The 16805-nt window shown below is 42.6% G+C and carries 12 protein-coding genes and 1 other annotated feature; of the genes, 10 read left to right on the forward strand and 2 right to left on the reverse strand.

Annotated features, from left to right (window positions below; genetic code table 11):
- The first annotated feature begins 10 nt into the window (after positions 1-10).
- Positions 11-652 (forward strand): DUF421 domain-containing protein, encoded by a 642-nt coding sequence (locus NRI27_RS02920; protein WP_317942242.1) that lies wholly within the window; start codon positions 11-13, stop codon positions 650-652.
- Here NRI27_RS02920 and NRI27_RS02925 read toward each other — a convergent pair.
- Positions 646-2163, reverse strand: a complete 1518-nt coding sequence (locus NRI27_RS02925; RefSeq protein WP_371389469.1) for a putative polysaccharide biosynthesis protein — start codon at positions 2161-2163, stop codon at positions 646-648. The two genes, NRI27_RS02920 and NRI27_RS02925, sit on opposite strands and share 7 nt — an antisense overlap.
- Positions 2164-2260: 97 nt before the next feature.
- On the opposite strand from NRI27_RS02925, the gene NRI27_RS02930 reads away from it, so the two are divergent.
- The 7 genes from NRI27_RS02930 (at position 2261) to dtd (ending at position 11489) form a co-directional block, all read left to right on the forward strand.
- Positions 2261-2572, forward strand: coding sequence for a post-transcriptional regulator (locus NRI27_RS02930; protein ID WP_371389470.1), 312 nt, complete (start codon positions 2261-2263; stop codon positions 2570-2572).
- A gap of 129 nt (positions 2573-2701) precedes the next feature.
- Positions 2702-4966, forward strand: coding sequence for a protein translocase subunit SecDF (gene secDF, locus NRI27_RS02935; protein ID WP_371389471.1), 2265 nt, complete (start codon positions 2702-2704; stop codon positions 4964-4966).
- Between the two features lie 82 nt (positions 4967-5048).
- Positions 5049-5378: a LapA family protein gene (locus NRI27_RS02940; RefSeq protein WP_317942238.1), complete on the forward strand. Its 330-nt coding sequence runs from the start codon at positions 5049-5051 to the stop codon at positions 5376-5378.
- A gap of 368 nt (positions 5379-5746) precedes the next feature.
- Positions 5747-8095 (forward strand): single-stranded-DNA-specific exonuclease RecJ, encoded by a 2349-nt coding sequence (gene recJ, locus NRI27_RS02945; protein WP_371389472.1) that lies wholly within the window; start codon positions 5747-5749, stop codon positions 8093-8095.
- Positions 8086-8598: an adenine phosphoribosyltransferase gene (locus NRI27_RS02950; protein WP_371389473.1), complete on the forward strand. Its 513-nt coding sequence runs from the start codon at positions 8086-8088 to the stop codon at positions 8596-8598. Before recJ ends, NRI27_RS02950 begins: the two co-directional genes overlap by 10 nt.
- 221 nt (positions 8599-8819) lie before the next feature.
- On the forward strand, positions 8820-11012 hold the full coding sequence (locus NRI27_RS02955) for a RelA/SpoT family protein (protein WP_371389474.1): 2193 nt from the start codon (positions 8820-8822) through the stop codon (positions 11010-11012).
- A gap of 36 nt (positions 11013-11048) precedes the next feature.
- Positions 11049-11489, forward strand: coding sequence for a D-aminoacyl-tRNA deacylase (gene dtd, locus NRI27_RS02960; protein ID WP_371389475.1), 441 nt, complete (start codon positions 11049-11051; stop codon positions 11487-11489).
- Between the two features lie 245 nt (positions 11490-11734).
- Here the strand turns inward: dtd and NRI27_RS02965 are convergent, their stop codons facing one another.
- The gene (locus NRI27_RS02965; RefSeq protein ID WP_371389476.1) at positions 11735-13255 is read right to left on the reverse strand and encodes an N-acetylmuramoyl-L-alanine amidase family protein; all 1521 of its coding nucleotides are present in this window, start codon (positions 13253-13255) and stop codon (positions 11735-11737) included.
- Positions 13256-13383: 128 nt separating this feature from the next.
- Positions 13384-13614 (forward strand) — a binding site (T-box leader).
- Between the two features lie 64 nt (positions 13615-13678).
- Between NRI27_RS02965 and hisS the strand changes: the two genes are divergently transcribed.
- Together hisS and aspS are read left to right on the forward strand one after the other, a co-directional pair.
- On the forward strand, positions 13679-14950 hold the full coding sequence (hisS, locus tag NRI27_RS02970) for a histidine--tRNA ligase (protein ID WP_371389477.1): 1272 nt from the start codon (positions 13679-13681) through the stop codon (positions 14948-14950).
- An 18-nt stretch (positions 14951-14968) separates the two neighbouring features.
- Complete coding sequence (gene aspS, locus NRI27_RS02975) at positions 14969-16726, forward strand: aspartate--tRNA ligase (RefSeq protein WP_371389478.1); 1758 nt, start codon at positions 14969-14971, stop codon at positions 16724-16726.
- The last annotated feature ends 79 nt before the right edge of the window (positions 16727-16805 follow it).

The following is a 16805-nucleotide window of genomic DNA, read 5'->3' on the forward strand; positions in this document are numbered from 1 at the left end:
AGGGATTTGAATGAGTGACTTGCTCATTATTAGCTTAAGAACGGTCTTAATGTATGCCTTAATTGTCGCCATCTTACGCGTTATGGGGAAACGTGAAGTAGGTGAGTTAAGTGTCATCGATGTCGTCATCTTTGTCATCATGGCGGAAGTTGTTGCGTTTTCTTTAGATTCGCCAGATAAAAAACTAAGTCATTCAATCGTACCATTGCTCCTCTTGTTAGCCATTCAGTTATTGACTTCACTTATCTCTTTGAAAAGTAAAAAATTCAGAGATTTAGTGGACGGCGATCCGACCGTCATTATTGAGGACGGCATCATACAAGAAGAAGAGATGCGCAAGCAACGGTATAATTTAGACGACTTATTTCAACAACTTCGTGAACAACAAATTGGTTCTGTCCGTGAAGTTTCCTATGCCTATTTAGAGCCGTCCGGTAATTTGTCAATCTTCAAATATGAAGACACACAACCTGTTTTAGCACTCATTTCTGACGGTATCATTCAAAGTCGACATGTAAAACTGATTGGTAAGACGGAAGAATGGTTGCTCAAAGGCTTGGAAGATGTAGGCGTCAATCATGTTGAACAAGTGTTTTATTGTTCCTACGAAGAAGGGAAGCTCCATTATCAATTAAAAAATAAGTATCAGTAAACCTTTGTGAGTCTTTTTAACATGCGTACATCGTTTTTCTTCACTTGACCGAACAATAAAAGAAGTACAAGTAAGAAAGCCGTAGTAATTAAGCATTCCACTAGTAATCCAAATTGGCCAATCGGTATGAAAATTGGTCGCATGACGGCTGTCATGATAAAGGACACGTAAGGTAGAGCAAACATTGTAAATCCAGCACCAGCAGCCTTATTTTTACGCAATGTTGCAATATGAAGGAAAGAAGTGACGAGCACACCAAAGCCGATTGCTAAAACGGCTCCTGTTTCTTGCAGTCCTGCTTGGGAAGCTAATACAAACATGACACCTAATTTTGCGATGCCTCCGTAGACGGAGTTCATCATACCGGCTTTCGCATCACCAGTCGCTTGTAAGATGGAATAGAGTGGACTTTGAATGTAGTAAAAAAAGAAAACCGGTGCGAGCAAGGACATATAGGAACCGCCTTCAGAAATATGAAAAAGCTTTTCTGCTAAATCCTGTCCATGAATGTAAAATACAGCTGCAGCAAATGCGCCTGTCAAAGCAGAAAGCCTTAATGCCAATTGAATCCGTTCTTGGAGTTTTTTGCGATTACTCGTAGCTGCAGCACCACTGACAGCTGGCACGAGGACAACCGATAATGCATATGGAATAAATGATGGGAATAAAAGCAAAGGGATTAACACACCTGAGATAATGCCGTAAAGGGAAGTCGCAGCTACAGCACCTACACCGGCAAGAGAGAGTGCACGTAAAAAGATGATCGGTTCTAAAAACCATGTAAATGTTCCGAACAACCGACTGCCGGATGAAGGGAGCGCAATGGAAAGAATCGGGTTCATCGGAAACTTCTCTTTTTTGTCACTTGGTTTACGGTCACTACGTTTATGTTGTGCGTATTTAAAATACAAATAAGCTGCAGATAGCATTTCTGCAAGTAATGTAATGCCCATAGCATAAGCAGCGTTTAATCCCGTATTTTCAGGTACGAGTACCATTGGCAACAACAATGTGATTAAAATGATCCGGAATAATTGCTCAATGATTTGAGACCAAGCCGTCTCTTCGATTCTGACAATCCCTTGGAAATAGCCGCGAATTAATCCACCAATTGCTGCAATTGGAATGATCGCAATCCCAACATAGATTGTCGTGGATGAAGCCGCGTTTCCAAGTAACGTCTCAGAAAGATAAGGTACGAAGAGGATGGATAGTGGGATGAAAACAGCGCCAGTAAAGATTGTAATGACGGTTGCAGTTTTCATAACTGCCGGTAGTCTCGCAGTTTCACCTTTTGCTTTTAATTCTGCAATCACTTTTGCGACAGCAATGGGTACGCCTAATTGGACGAGTGATAAGAAAAAGATGAAAGCAGGGTACGCAGTCATATAAATACCGACGGCTTCTTCACCTGCAACACGCATGAATTGGATGCGATAGACGAATCCTAATAGCTTTGTCATGAATACTGCGATCATCAAGATAGCTGTGCCACGTATGAAAGTGGACATTCGTAAACAACTCCTTCTCAATTCCGGTCATATCGTATACACTAAACCTATGCATAGGTTTGTCTATTTACGACTGAACGGGAAAGGAATGGTGGAGATGACGATTCAATTCGAGCAACTATTCAAGCAAGCGCTACCTGCAGTTCAAAGTAAGCGGAATGAACTTCGGCTATATGGTTATCCAACTGTAACCGATGAAGAGATTTGGAAATACTGCATTCAGAAAAAGTGGCGGAAGAAAAAAGTGGAAGATATGCCCATACATGAAGTGGTCAGTGGCATCTTACGGTTAACGGCTGCGGAATTTATGACGTATACACAAATTGAGCAACAACGAGACTCAAACTGGTTTTCGGATTTAAACAGCGATGAACTCCAATTGCTTCTTTCACCAAAGAAAGCAGAGTGATTTGACGTTTTTTGGATGACCAACTATTTGACAGATGCTAGACTCTGTCTCATAATTGGAGTGTTGTATTTTATAAACTGTACATAGGTATTGCACCATCGCTCCACGTACAGAGGGGGAACGGAATCGATGAAAAAAAGAAGCCGGATTGTAGCCTTTTTATTATTGCTCGTCATGTTAGGCTCTCTAGTAGGAACTACAGCTAATCCGATACTTAAAGATGTTAGACTAGGCCTTGACCTACAAGGCGGATTTGAAGTGCTTTATGAAGTCGAACCACTTCGGGATGGACAAAAGATTACGGAAGATATCGTCAAAGATACTGCCGGGGCATTGCAGAACCGGGTGAACGTCCTTGGCGTCAGTGAACCAAGTATTCAAGTGGAATCGGACAACCGTATTCGGGTTCAGTTAGCAGGCGTTGAAGATCAGGAAGCAGCTCGTGAGCTTTTATCGACACAAGCAAACCTGACGTTCCGTGATGCGGATGATAACCTACTTTTAGATGGTAATGACCTGAAGGAAGGAAAAGCGAAAGCGAACTTTGGCGACACAGGAAATCCAATTGTCACTTTACAAATGAAAGATCCAGAGAAATTCGGGGAAGTAACGGCTCAAGTGTCCAAAAACCCTGAAAATGTTATGGTCATCTGGATGGATTTTGAAGAAGGTGTGGACTCCTACAGAGAGGAAAGAATGAAAGCGAAACCGAAATTCATTTCAGCTCCTGGAGTAGACAAGGCGATTTATTCATCAAATGTTGAGATCTCAGGTAGTTTCACGGTGGAAGAAACAAAGAACTTGGCAGGTATTTTGAATGCCGGTGCACTTCCTGTTCACCTTGAAGAAATCTACTCAACGTCTGTCGGTGCACAATTCGGTACACAAGCGTTGGATAAAACGATAACAGCAGGTATCGTAGGGATATCACTCATTTTCTTATTTATGCTGATCTATTACCGAGTGCCTGGTTTTGTAGCGGTCGTTACATTATCGGTCTACATTTATTTAATTTTACTCGTCTTCACGAAAATTAATGGTGTCTTGACATTACCGGGTATCGCAGCGCTTATGCTCGGAGTCGGTATGGCGGTTGACGCGAACATTTTGACATATGAACGGATTAAAGAAGAGTTACGTGTCGGAAGATCCGTACGTACATCGTTCTTAACAGGGGCGAAGTCAGCATTTACAGCGATTTTGGACGCGAACATTACGACATTGCTTGCGGCGGTTGTCTTATTTATCTTCGGGACAAGCTCTGTTAAAGGGTTTGCGACAATGTTGATCATTAGTATTCTTGTCAGCTTCTTAACGGCTGTATGGGGTTCACGTCTATTACTTGGATTGCTTGTACACAGTGGGATGCTTGACGGCAAGACAGGTCTGCTGGGCATTTCGAAAAAACGGATCCATTCTCCGGCAGAAGAGTTAGATACGTTTGACTTGTCCACTAAGTTTGACCGTTTCGACTTTGTTCATTCTCGTAAAAGATTTTATGTGCTTTCCATCGCGTTGATTGCTTCAGGCATAATTGCGCTTGGCATTTTCAAATTAAACTTAGGAATCGATTTCTCAAGTGGTACGCGAGTTGAAATCTTATCCGATAAGTCATTGACGACTGAACAGATTTCGAAAGAACTTGATGAAATCGGTCATCCATCTTCTGATATTGTCATTTCAGGTGATACCGATAATATCGGGGTCGTCCGTTACAAAGACGATTTTAGTAAAGACACAGTCAATACTATTAAGCGTGATATTAAAGCCCAATTTGGTCATGAGCCAAACGTTTCAACCGTTTCTGACACAGTTGGAAAAGAATTGGTGAAAAACGCATTGTATGCATTAATGATTGCGGCACTGGGCATCATTATTTACGTAGCTTTCCGTTTTGAATGGCGTATGGGCGTATCGTCCATTATTGGGTTGGTGCATGATGCATTCTTCATGGTAGCCGTATTTAGTATTACTCGTCTTGAAGTCGATATTACGTTCATTGCGGCCGTCCTTACGATTGTCGGTTATTCCATCAACGACACAATTGTAACGTTCGATAGAATACGTGAGAATATGAAAAAGGTCGGTAAGATTGACAATGCAAATGAACTGGCTGACATTGTGAATAAATCACTTCGACAAACGCTTGGCCGTTCAGTCAATACTGTATTGACAGTGGTTTTCGTCGTCGTTGCTTTAATTGCCCTCGGTGCAGAAGCAATTCGTCCTTTCTCCATCGCGTTACTAATCGGTTTAATCGCGGGTACGTATTCTTCCATCTTCATATCGGCACAAATTTGGTATGACTTGAAGAAGAAAGAATTGCTGAAAACGGGTGGTTTGAAAGTCGAGAAAGAGAAAAAGCAATGGGGTTCTGACGAGCCGGTTGTGTAAATACATGTGTTTCAACTTTTTACCGAACAGGGTATACTTTGTGTATACCTTGTTTTTTTTTAGGTAAAGGGAGGGTTTAGAAATGAAGCAACAATGGGCCATTATTTTAAGTATTCTTTTTGCAATTCTCATCGCATTTTTTGCTGTATTGAATGTGGAACCAGTACGTGTAAACTATCTATTTGGCACTGCACAATTACCGCTCATCCTTATCATCCTATTCACAGCGTTACTCGGTGCAGCAATTAGCGGATTCATGGCGATGATTAAAACGATACGGATGAATCGACAAATTAATGAACTGAAGAAAGAAATGACCGCAAAAGAAATTACAATTGCTACTCAACAAAACGAGTTGGCTGCTTATCAGCAAACAGATGAACCGAGTAATCGTATTCAAACAAACGATTAGACGCTAGCGAGGCTGGGACAAAACTCTAAATAGACCGTTCCTCTGCGCTCCAAAAGGCACGCTTTCCGCGGGGCGCGCTTGAGCCTCCTCGTCCGCTGCGCTTCCTGCGGGGTCTCAACATTCGCGCTACAATCCCGCAGGAGTCGGCCTTTTTCCGCTCCGACTCACTCAAGAATTTGAAAAGAAACATTGGAAAAATATAAAAAAACTGCATGACGGCGAATTAGCCTACTTAATGCAGTTTTTTTAATGTTATGTCCCAGCCTCGTTCTATTGGATAGCATATTTTTCATTAGACCGTTCCTATCGGTTTACCTTTAAGTCCCTTCGGTTATTCGATATAATGAAAGGTAAGGATGTGAGTCAAATTGATAGAATCGGCTAAAACGTGGACAATTAATCGTCCAGATGAACAAACTGTTACGGCATTAATGAACGGCCTTAGCTTACCTTCAGTCCATGCGAAAATCCTAGTATCCAGAGGACTTACTGATGTCGAGCAAGCTAAGTCCTTTTTACATATGAATGAAACCAACTTGCACGATCCGTTTTTACTGCATGAAATGGACAAAGCTGTTGAGCGGATTCGACAAGCGATAGAAGGTCAAGAGAAAATAACGGTGTATGGTGATTATGATGCCGATGGCGTAACGAGTGTGACAGTCTTGACGACTGCATTGGAACGGCTTGGTGCTCTTGTAGACTTTGCAATCCCGAATCGGTTTGAGCATGGTTACGGACCGAACACGGAGTTATTCAAGCAACTTCATGCATCTGGCACGTCGCTAATCGTTACAGTGGACAATGGGATAGCTGGTTTGGATCCAATCGCATACGCGAATTCGGTAGGGATGGACGTCATCGTTACCGATCACCATGAAATCGGACTGACAATGCCTGATGCATTGGCAATCATTCATCCACGTCATCCAGAGGGAGAGTACCCATTTGGAGAATTGGCAGGGGTTGGTGTCGCTTTTAAACTGGCCTGTGCTTTACTAGGTGAAATTCCTGAAGATCTTTATGAGATGGCTGCGATTGGCACCGTAGCAGATTTGGTGCCTTTGAAAGATGAAAACAGATTCATTGTTAAAGAAGGGTTAAGAAGAATGCGAGCGTCGAAGCGCCCGGCGATTCAAGCGCTTGTGAAAGTGAGTGGAACCGAGCAACAAAGTCTTTCAGAAGAGTCGCTCGGTTTCATGATAGGCCCACGGCTAAATGCACCTGGACGTCTTGGGAGTGCAAACGATGCAGTCCATCTCTTAAAAGCTACAGATGCAATGGAAGCGATGACGTTAGCAGAAAAGCTTGATACGTTGAATAAAGAACGTCAAGCAATCGTCAGTCAAATTGCAGAAGAGGCTGAACAAGCAATGATAGAAATGTATGGCGACATGCTGCCATATGTCATTGTTCTAGCAGGGGAAGGATGGAATCCAGGAGTAGTAGGCATCGTCTCTTCCAGGTTGACTGAAAAGTATTATCGACCTTCCATTGTACTATCGGTAGATATTGAAACGGGAACCGCAAAAGGTTCTGGACGCAGTATCGCCGGTTTTGATTTATTCAAAGAGTTGTCTAAAAACGCATCCATTCTTCCGCACTTCGGCGGGCATGAAATGGCTGCTGGTATGTCGTTGTCACTTGATGATGTAGATCAATTGAGAGAGAATCTAAATGAGCAAGGAAAAATGCAGTTAACGGATGCATTACTCACGCCAACTCTACAGATCGATGTACCGTTAACGATTGAAGAGATAGACGTTGAAGTCCTTGAAGAATTAGAACACTTGCGTCCTTTTGGCATGTCTTTTGAAAAGCCGGTATTTCTCATTGAAAACCTTTCTGCTTCATCCATCCGAAAAATTGGAGCTGCAAAGAATCATTTGAAGCTCGAGTTGACGGATGGAGCAAATACGCTAGATGTGATCGGATTTGGCAATGGGGCAATTGCTGATGAGATCAGTCCGGGTGCTAAATTATCCGTAACGGGAGATTTGCAAGTGAACGAATGGAATGGTCGGAAGAAACCCCAATTGTTACTACAGGATCTTCAATCGAATGACCGGCAATTATTTGATTTGCGTGGTATTCACGAACCGACTCGTTGGGCTTCCATCATTCCGGCAAAGAGTGCTCTCTACATCGCATTTCAGGAATCGACTATCGAGCAATACCAAAAACGTTTGCCAGATCGTCCAATCCATCTACATGGTAGAGAAGCATATAAAGAAATCGATCATGTAATAGTATTGGATGTTCCAACAGACTTGGAACAATTGAAGACGGTTTTATTAGCTACCAACCCTAAACGTATTTATGCTCATTTCCATTTGCCTGAATCCAAGTATTTTGAAGGAATGCCTAACCGCGAACAATTCGGTTGGTATTATAGTTTCTTGAAAAAGCGTGGGAGTTTCGATGTGCGTAATCATGGCCAGCAATTATCCAAACATAGAGGGTGGAAAATTGACATACTATATTTCATGACAAAGGTGTTTTCTGAGCTAGGATTTGTTAAGATAGAGAATGGTGTTGCAAATGTCATAGACAATGCTGAGAAAAAAAGTCTTTCTGCAGCTCCTTCCTATCGGCAACGGGAGCAGCAAATTGAACTCGAAAAAATGCTTGTATATGCATCTTATATCGAATTGAAAAAATGGTTTGATGAAATTTTCCAAGAGACAGCCAATAGGGAGGAACAATTATGGATTTAAAGAGCTTTGTAACAATTGTACCGGATTATCCGAAAGAAGGAATTAGTTTTAAAGATATAACAACCATTATGGATAATGGTGAAGCGTATAAATATGCGACAGATCAAATTGTTGAATATGCAAAAGAACTTGGCGTAGACATCATTGTTGGTCCTGAAGCAAGGGGATTCATTATCGGCTGTCCAGTCGCCTATGCGTTGGAAATCGGCTTTGCACCAGTCCGCAAGCCTGGTAAATTGCCAAGGGAAACGATTGCAGTCGAGTATGACTTGGAATATGGCAAAGACTCTTTAACGATTCACAAAGACGCAATCAAACCTGGACAACGCGTGCTAATCGTCGACGACTTGCTTGCAACTGGTGGTACAGTCGGTGCGACGGTAGAACTTGTGGAAAAGCTAGGTGGCGTCGTTGCTGGATGTGCTTTCTTGATTGAATTGACCTATTTAAATGGTCGAGACAAACTAAAAGGCTACAATGTCCAAGCACTCATGACGTATTAAGTGCATCTGCTGTCATCTGCACATACTGTAAATAAACGCGTGAAACCAAGAAGGTAGACAATTGGTTTCACGCGTTTTTCGTTTTTCATTGTGACGGAAATGGGTCGTCTAGCTGATTAGGACGCTTTTTTTCCGATAAGTACTTTACATTCGATGGCATTTATACATACAATAGAATTATCTTTAATTTTTTTGCGGAAATAGTCGAAAGGAGTCATAAAATGGCGAAGAACCGTGACATGACGGCAGAAGAAATATTTGAATTAATTGCCTCCTATATGAATGAACAGCATGTCGCGTTCGTCAAGAAGGCATATGAATCGGCGAAAATTGCGCATGAAGGACAATTTAGAAGTTCAGGGGAGCCTTATATTCTTCACCCGATACAAGTAGCGGGCATTTTAGCTGAACTACAAATGGACCCGTCAACTGTAGCTGCCGGATTCCTACATGACGTTGTGGAAGATACAAATGTCTCAAGAGAAGATATTATTAACGATTTTGGTGAAGAGGTTGCCATGCTTGTAGATGGCGTGACAAAACTTGAAAAGCTAAAATTCAAATCGAACGAAGAGAAACAGGCAGAGAATCACCGAAAGATGTTTATAGCGATGGCGAGAGATATCAGAGTCATCCTCATTAAGCTTGCTGACCGCCTGCATAATATGCGGACATTGAAACATGTCAAAGAAGAAAAGCAACGGCGGGTAGCTGCTGAAACTTTGGATATTTTCGCTCCGTTGGCACATCGTTTAGGAATTTCCACGATCAAGTGGGAGCTGGAGGACACTGCACTTCGGTATTTGAATCCTCAGCAATACTATCGAATCGTTAATATGATGAAGAAAAAGCGGGACGAACGTGAAAAGTATTTGTTAAATGTGATGGACGTCATTCGTGATGAAATAAAGGACATGGAGATCGAAGCGGAAATCAATGGCCGTCCAAAACATCTGTATTCCATCTATCGCAAAATGATTTTACAGAAGAAGGAATTTAACGAAATCTATGACTTGCTTGCCATCCGTATTATCGTCAAAAGCATAAAAGACTGTTACGCAGTACTTGGCATTATCCATACGTTATGGAAACCGATGCCTGGACGTTTTAAAGATTATATTGCCATGCCTAAACAGAATTTGTATCAGTCCATTCATACGACTGTCGTTGGACCTGCGGGCGATCCGTTAGAAATCCAAATTCGTACGGAAGAGATGCACCGGATTGCTGAATACGGGGTGGCTGCTCATTGGGCATACAAAGAAGGAAAAACTGTATCCGAAAAACCGGATAATATTGATTCTAAACTGAAATGGTTCAGGGAAATACTCGAATTCCAAAACGAATCATCAAATGCAGAAGAATTTATGGAATCCTTAAAGTTCGATTTATTCTCGGATATGGTGTATGTCTTTACGCCGGATGGAGATGTCATTGAAATACCGAAAGGATCCGTACCGATCGACTTTGCATACCGCGTCCATTCGGAAGTTGGGAATCGGACGATTGGCGCCAAAGTAAATGGCAAAATGGTTCCGCTAGATACAGAATTGGTAACTGGCGACATTGTCGAAATCCTCACATCGAAACAATCATTTGGACCGAGTCGTGATTGGTTGAAGCTTGCCAATACATCTCAAGCAAGAAATAAAATCCGTCAGTTTTTCAAAAAACAGTTGCGTGAAGAGAATATCGTCAAAGGTTCTGAAATGGTCGAAAAAGAGATTAAGCTCCAGGAATTTGACAGTAAAGCAGTGTTAACGACTGAAAATATACAACGGGTCATTGATAAATTCAGCTTTACATCTGAAGAGGACATGTATGCGGCAGTCGGTTCAAACGGCATTACTGCTCAGCAAGTCGTCAATCGATTAGCGGAGAAAATTCGCAAAGAACGTGAACAGCAAGATACAATCGATAAAATTGTCTCGGACATGAAAGCGACACATCCAGTGCGCACAACCGAATCAGGTGTTATCGTTCGGGGACTGGAAAACTTGCTAATTCGACTTTCGAAATGCTGTAACCCAATTCCGGGTGATGATATTGTCGGGTTTATCACAAAAGGCCGTGGTGTTTCTGTCCACCGAGCGGATTGTCCGAATATTGACGCAGAAGATAGCGACCGTCTCATTGATGTTGAATGGGCTGTAGAGCCGAATAATACGAGCAAAGATTTCCAAGTAGATATCGAAATTTCTGCGTTTGATCGTCAAGGTTTGCTGAATGAAGTGATGATGGTGGTAGCTGATACGAAAACGCCAATGGTGGCGGTAAGTGGCAAAGCGGATCGTGACAAATTGGCTAAAATCAATATGACGATAAAGATTACAGATATTGCCCATTTGCATCGTATTGTTGAGCGCATTAAGCAAATTAGGGATATTTATTCTGTGCAGCGCGTTATACATTAACGTTTAGTAATTGATCAACAAGAGAGGTGTTTTACGATGAGAGTCGTTTTACAACGTTCAGGTCAAGCGTCCGTAAAGGTGAACGGAGAAATGACCGGCTCGATTGAAAAAGGGTATGTCCTCCTCGTGGGCATCACACATGAAGATACTGAAGACGACGCAGCATATGTCGCAAAGAAAATCGCAGGCTTGCGATTATGGGAAGATGAAGAAGGGAAGATGAACCGGGCAATTGACGAAATCGATGGCGCCATTCTATCGGTTTCACAATTTACATTGTACGGAGATGTCAAGAAAGGCCGCCGCCCGAGTTTCATTGAAGCTGCAAGACCCGAAGTTGCAAAACCATTATGGGACTATTTCAATGAGTGTTTACGCGAATGTGGTTTACATGTTGAAACAGGTATTTTCGGAGCTATGATGGATGTTGAGCTAGTAAACGATGGTCCAGTTACAATTATCGTCGAATCGAAATGAGCAGATGTAGATCGGAAAGCGGAATTGCCATCGTGTAATTCCGCTTTTTGATTTTTTTGTATCGCGTCGGTAGTGCAAGTCCTTTGTGTTATGCCGCGCTTAGAACGAGCTATCCCTCGAAGAAAACCTAACATCTACTAAAAACGCATGGAGCCAAGCATTTAATTGCTTGGCTCCACGCGCTTTTCTAGTGATTATTTCATTCTTTAATACTTTTATAAAGCTAAATAAAATAGTAAAGTTCTTCATTGCTCATCAAAATACGCTAGCAACCCTTTATAAATCCCGTGAGTAGCTTGCTCGCGAAATTTTTCTGTGATGAGCACTCGCTCTTCTGAAGGGTTTGAAAGGAAGCCTAGTTCAATTAAGATCGAGTTTTTCCGATTTTCTCGGAGGACTAAAAAGTTTGCGGGTTGTGCGCCGCGGTTTCGTAAATTGATGTTATTGGCAAGCCCATCATTAATGGATGTAGCCAATTGCTTTTGATTCGAATGCGTGTAGTAAGTTGTAAAACCCGTGATCGAGGTATCTGGATTTGCATCATAATGCAAGCTGATGAAAGCATCTGCATCTGCCGTTTTGCTGATGGTCGTCCGTTTTCTTAAGGCGATATACGTATCGGATTCTCGTGTCATTACGACATTCGCACCCGCTGCACGGAGTTTTCCTGCTAACAATTCAGCGGTTTTTAGTGTCAAGTACTTTTCGTCAGTCCCTTGAGCACCAGTTGTTCCTCTGTCATGTCCTCCATGCCCGGCGTCGATGGCAATTGTTAACCCTTTTAATGTCCCTGGTACTCTTTTTTCTACTGGTTTATCGGTTGTCATATTTGCTTGCGATACATTGCCGGTAGAAACAACCCATTTAGCAATATAAGCAGGCTGTCCTGAAGGCAATGTCACATGATACCAATCTCCCTCTTCACCCGTAACCGTCAAACGATCACCTGCATCTGCACGTGTGACAATGGTGGAAGAAGTAGTTGCAGAGGACCGGATATTTGTCCCATTTGTCAATACCGTAACTTGCTTTGTTGTTGAAGCCGTTTCCGATTTAGTTTTCTTGGGTCCAAGTGTGCCATGGAAAGTGTATACCCAACCGTACCCATCTTTCCCCATTGAAATGCGGACCCAATTTCCGTCAATCGCATCAACAGGGTAAGCGTCGCCTTCGTGTACTTGTCCTATTACCTTAGAAGAGAGACCCGCTTCTTTACGGACGTTCAATGCATTGACAGACACAGTAAATTGTTGAGCATTTTTTGTTTCAGTTGTTTTTCCGTTTGTTTGTTGAGTAACTGAAGAAATGTAATCCGTATGTACCCATCCTTGTGATCCGTTTCGTGAGATAGAAGCCCATTGTCCTTGTCTGCCAGTGACCGTAACGGTTTCACCCGCTGATAGTTTACCGATTACAGCAGCATTCAGCGTAGGTTCTGTTCGTATGTTTAAAGCATCTACTTTTGAAACTGCTGTTCCTTGAACGGATTCAGAAACACCGTTTTTCAACACGAGCCATGAAGCAACCCAGCCAGTACCGGAGTTCAACTGAATTTTATACCAGTCGCCCGATGAAGATACTATTTCTGCCTTGTCCCCTTTTTTTAAGGAGGCGACTACAGGGTATGTAAGACCTGGGCCAGACCGCACATTCAACGATTGCGTATTGATTGTCACGGTTTCTCCACCTGCTAAAACAGATGGTGTGTTATGAAAAATTGAAATTAGCAGGATGAATGCGAGCACCCATTTCATTAATGTAGACAATCTATCACTCTCCCTTAGTTTCATTGTAGAAGTTTTTGTCGGAAAAAACCATAGTGAAATGAAAAAGGTTGACACTTTGCCAATCAATGATTAAGATAATGTTTAACTGAATTGCGTTTACGTCGTAAACAAAGCTAATGATATGGAAAGTAACTGTATTGCAGACTGACAAGAGAGGGATGAACGTGGCTGAAATTCATCCTACAGACGGATAAAGTGAACAACACCATTGAAGCTCCATGCTGAACGATTTCTAGTAGGTATGGACGGAACCGGCCGTTATCCGGATACGAGTGGGTACGATTTCTGTACCAATTTGGGTGGAACCGCGGAAGCTTAACTTAGCTCTCGTCCCTTGTGCAAACAAGGGATGGGGGCTTTTTTGTATTTCTGCATCTAACAGTATATGGGAGGGGAAGTCAAATGAATTTTAAAGTACCAAGAGGAACGCAAGACATTTTGCCTGCAGAATCGTGGAAATGGCAAAGAGTAGAGGCCATTATCCGTGAAGTTTGTGACATGTATCGCTACAAAGAAATCCGAACGCCAATTTTCGAACAAACTGAACTCTTTCAACGGACGGTTGGTGATACGACGGATATCGTAACAAAAGAAATGTATACATTCAAAGATCGTGGAGACCGGTCTATGACGCTTCGTCCAGAAGGAACGGCACCCGTTGTACGTTCATATGTGGAAAATAAAATGTTCGGTTATCCGGACCAGCCGGTAAAGCTTTACTATCAAGGTCCTATGTTTAGATATGAACGTCAGCAAGCTGGGAGGTACCGTCAATTCGTACAATTCGGTGTGGAAGCGATCGGTAGTGCGGATCCAGCCATTGATGCGGAAGTCATTTCATTAGCGATGGAAATGTACAAACGAGTCGGCTTGAAGGATGTCAAACTTGTGCTCAATTCGTTAGGAGATAAAGAATCAAGGACGGCTCACCGAGAAGCGCTTGTTGCGCACTTTACGCCAAAAATCGATGAACTTTGTTCCGATTGCCAGTCTCGTCTTGCGAAAAACCCGTTACGGATCCTTGATTGCAAAGTTGACCGTGAACATCCGTTAATGGCAACCGCACCATCTTTGACGGATTATTTGAATGAAGAGTCGGCAACCTACTTTGAACAAGTGAAACGCTATTTGGGCGCAATCGGTATAGAGTATGAGTTAGACCCGAACTTAGTACGAGGCCTTGACTACTATAATCACACAGCGTTTGAAATAATGAGTACTGCTGATGGCTTTGGAGCAATTACAACACTTTGCGGGGGCGGTAGATATAACGGAGTTGCTGAAGAAATTGGTGGTCCACCGTCACCCGGTGTAGGGTATGGAATGAGCATTGAACGCTTATTGCTTGCGATGGAAGCAGAGGGCAAGAGCTTTACGGAAGATGCCCAACTAGATGTCTATGTCGTAACGCTTGAAAAGGCCGCTCATGAAAAAGGGTTTGCTTTGTTGCAACAGCTTCGCAATGCTGGCATCCGTGCGGATATGGATTATTTGGATCGGAAAATGAAAGGGCAGATGAAGTCTGCAGACAGATTCAATGCGAAAGCAGTCATTGTAATCGGGGAAGATGAAGTGAATAATGGCGTGGTGCAAGTAAAGAATATGGCAGACGGCACGCAAGAGAAAATTACAGATGCAACAGTTATTGACACATTGTTAGAAAAGTTGAGATAAGGAAGGTTGATGAACAGTATGCAACGGACTCATTATTGCGGACAAATGACAGAAGAAGTAATAGGGCAGAAGGTAACCCTTAAAGGATGGGTGCAAAAAAGGCGCGATTTAGGTGGACTCATTTTCGTAGATTTACGCGACCGTACAGGAATTGTACAAATTGTCTTTAATCCGGATTTTTCACAAGACGCGCTTGCAATTGCTGAAAAAATTCGAAGTGAGTTTGTCGTTGAGGTTAGTGGAAAAGTAGTGGAACGTGAAGAGAAGCAAAAAAATCATAAAATCCCTACCGGTTCAATCGAAGTGCACATCGAAAATGTCCATATCATTAACGAAGCGAAGACGCCGCCGTTTATGATTGAAGATGATACAGATGTGAATGAAGAGACACGTCTTAAGTACCGTTATCTTGATTTACGTAGACCTCAATTGGCACGCGTGTTTAAAATGCGTTCAGATATTACGAAAACTGTTCGCAACTTCTTGGATGATGAAGGTTTCCTAGAAGTTGAGACACCAATCTTGACGAAATCTACACCTGAAGGGGCACGTGATTACTTAGTACCAAGCCGAGTACATGATGGCGAATTTTATGCATTGCCACAATCCCCTCAGTTGTTTAAACAGATGCTGATGGTGTCCGGTTTTGATCGTTATTACCAAATTGCCCGTTGTTTCCGTGATGAAGATTTACGAGCAGACCGTCAACCTGAGTTCACGCAAATTGATATGGAAATGAGTTTCATGACCATTGAAGAAATTATTGAGTTAAATGAGCGCCTCATGAAAAAAGTGATGAAGAATGTAAAGGGAATCGACGTAGAAACACCTTTCAAACGCATTCCTTACGACGAAGCGATGAGTCGTTTCGGTTCGGATAAACCAGATACGCGCTTTGGCATGGAACTACAAGATGTGTCCGAACTTGTGAAAGATTCATCCTTTAAAGTGTTTGCAGGAGCAGTGGAATCTGGTGGCCAAGTGAAGGCGATCACAGTCAAAGGAGCAGCAGCGAACTATTCACGAAAAGACATTGATGCTCTTGGTGAATTTGCGGCTCGATATGGCGCGAAAGGGCTTGCTTGGTTGAAAGTCGATGCAGAAGGATTGAAAGGTCCGATCGCAAAGTTCTTTGAAGGCGAATTAGCTGAAGCGCTTATTCAAACAGTACAAGCGGAAGACGGGGACTTATTGTTGTTCGTCGCAGATAAAAAATCTGTTGTCGCAGACGCACTCGGTGCTTTACGTTTAAAATTAGGGAAAGACTTAGGCTTGATTGATGAGTCGCAATATAATTTCCTTTGGGTGACAGATTGGCCGTTGTTTGAATATGACGAAGAAGAAGGTCGCTACTATGCTGCACATCATCCATTCACGATGCCTGCAGATGTTGAGGAACTAGAAACAAATCCGAGCGCGGTAAAAGCGCAAGCGTATGACCTTGTGCTAAATGGTTTTGAACTCGGTGGAGGATCGCTGCGTATTTATCAACGTGATGTTCAAGAGAAGATGTTCAAGGCGTTAGGCTTCACAGCGGAGCAAGCACGTGAGCAATTCGGTTTCCTTCTCGATGCATTTGAATACGGAACACCACCTCATGGGGGCATTGCATTCGGTTTGGACCGCCTTGTCATGTTGTTGGCGGGCGCGACGAATTTACGCGATACGATTGCATTCCCGAAAACAGCAAGTGCGAGTTGTTTATTGACAGAAGCACCAAGTTCTGTTGATGGAGCACAGCTAGCAGAGTTAGGAATCGCTATTCAATCGAAGTGAGTAGTTTGTTGAAAAAGGAACAAATTGCCGAAGTGTAATTGTTGAATCGGCAGGAGTGATATGATAGGATACTAGTAAT

The organism is Sporosarcina sp. OR05, assembly GCF_041414805.1.
GTDB classification, from domain to species: Bacteria; Bacillota; Bacilli; order Bacillales_A; family Planococcaceae; genus Sporosarcina; species Sporosarcina saromensis.

Coding starts and splice junctions, on each gene's coding strand:
- NRI27_RS02920 (WP_317942242.1), top strand. CDS start 11: ATGAGTGACTTGCTCATTATTAGCTTAAGAACGGTCTTAATGTATGCC.
- NRI27_RS02925 (WP_371389469.1), bottom strand. CDS start 2,163: ATGTCCACTTTCATACGTGGCACAGCTATCTTGATGATCGCAGTATTC.
- NRI27_RS02930 (WP_371389470.1), top strand. CDS start 2,261: ATGACGATTCAATTCGAGCAACTATTCAAGCAAGCGCTACCTGCAGTT.
- secDF (WP_371389471.1), top strand. CDS start 2,702: ATGAAAAAAAGAAGCCGGATTGTAGCCTTTTTATTATTGCTCGTCATG.
- NRI27_RS02940 (WP_317942238.1), top strand. CDS start 5,049: ATGAAGCAACAATGGGCCATTATTTTAAGTATTCTTTTTGCAATTCTC.
- NRI27_RS02950 (WP_371389473.1), top strand. CDS start 8,086: ATGGATTTAAAGAGCTTTGTAACAATTGTACCGGATTATCCGAAAGAA.
- NRI27_RS02955 (WP_371389474.1), top strand. CDS start 8,820: ATGGCGAAGAACCGTGACATGACGGCAGAAGAAATATTTGAATTAATT.
- dtd (WP_371389475.1), top strand. CDS start 11,049: ATGAGAGTCGTTTTACAACGTTCAGGTCAAGCGTCCGTAAAGGTGAAC.
- hisS (WP_371389477.1), top strand. CDS start 13,679: ATGAATTTTAAAGTACCAAGAGGAACGCAAGACATTTTGCCTGCAGAA.
- aspS (WP_371389478.1), top strand. CDS start 14,969: ATGCAACGGACTCATTATTGCGGACAAATGACAGAAGAAGTAATAGGG.